The organism is Vibrio sp. OPT18, from assembly GCF_015163615.1.
In the GTDB taxonomy this organism is placed as follows: Bacteria; Pseudomonadota; Gammaproteobacteria; order Enterobacterales; family Vibrionaceae; genus Vibrio; species Vibrio coralliirubri.
The window spans coordinates 170883-171850 of the sequence record NZ_JADDYK010000081.1 but is presented as its reverse complement, the minus strand read 5'-3'; the positions used below and the strand labels follow the sequence as shown (position 1 = coordinate 171850).

The following is a 968-nucleotide window of genomic DNA, read 5'->3' as shown; positions in this document are numbered from 1 at the left end:
GATCTCTCTCACTTGGCCTTCTGCGTGATTTAGAAGCATCCAACCTCTAAACGCAGAACGAGTCGGGACTTTGTAGCCATGAACATCGACAACGAGATCGTCATAAGTAATTTCTGTCTCTTCGGTATACAGTCGTTCAAATTCTTCAGGGTAGGGTTGTGCGGTTGATAGGGCTAAGGTAATCAGAATACTTGCGTTCATAAGGTCTCTCCATCGCTGATGTTCACCTAGTTATTTTTCTTCCTACGGTTGCTCTGTTTTCTATAGTGGTTCAGTGTTCTATATTTGTTCAGTTCATGCGGTTACTTAGTTACGCTTAAGTATAGACGCTAGAATTTAGGTACAAAAAAACCCACTACAAAGAGTGGGTTACTAACATTATTGCAAGTAAATTCGCTAGGTTAGATTACTTCTTACCTTGGATTTGCTTGTCTTCTTCTGTCAGTTCACGAATGCGACGGCTGATGTCACGGCGAGCTTTAGAAATCTCAGCGCTCTTGATGATGTGGTCATCAACACGGTCTTCGTAGTCAGCTTTCATATTTTTGATAATGCCCAGGATCTCGTCGTGAGTCATCTCTGGCTTGATGTAATCAAGTAGGTTATCAAGAAGGTCGACACGCTTACGGTTGTCACGAACTTTCTTTTCGTTGTCTAAAAGTTCACGCTTAAGTTTGTTCTTACGTCGTGCTTGGTTAACAATTTCAAATACGCTGCTCATAGATTCCTTTTCCTATTCGTCAAATACGTTGTCTGGTTCTGATTAAAGCACATCAATTGATGATGTAACAGTCTTTAGATCAAAGCAAAAGTAAGGTTGTTTAATTATTCGTCACTCTCTCTAACGTGTGATTGTTTTTATCTCGCGGTTCAAGTTAGTATCCTATGTAGATACTGCATTGATACGATATGTGAAATGAATCAACAACAATTGGAAACAGAAGATTTGGGTGACGATGTTACTGAAT

Annotated in this window: 1 protein-coding gene and 1 pseudogene; both read right to left on the bottom strand. The window is 39.9% G+C overall.

Annotation, left to right across the window (positions count from 1 at the left end):
- A pseudogene (locus IQQ51_RS27495) lies at positions 1-201 on the bottom strand (hypothetical protein); the annotation flags it as partial.
- Positions 202-406: 205 nt separating this feature from the next.
- Positions 407-721 carry a DUF496 family protein gene (locus IQQ51_RS21620; protein ID WP_004742367.1) on the bottom strand — a complete coding sequence of 105 codons (315 nt, stop codon included), beginning with the start codon at positions 719-721 and terminating at the stop codon, positions 407-409.
- Positions 722-968 lie beyond the last annotated feature (247 nt).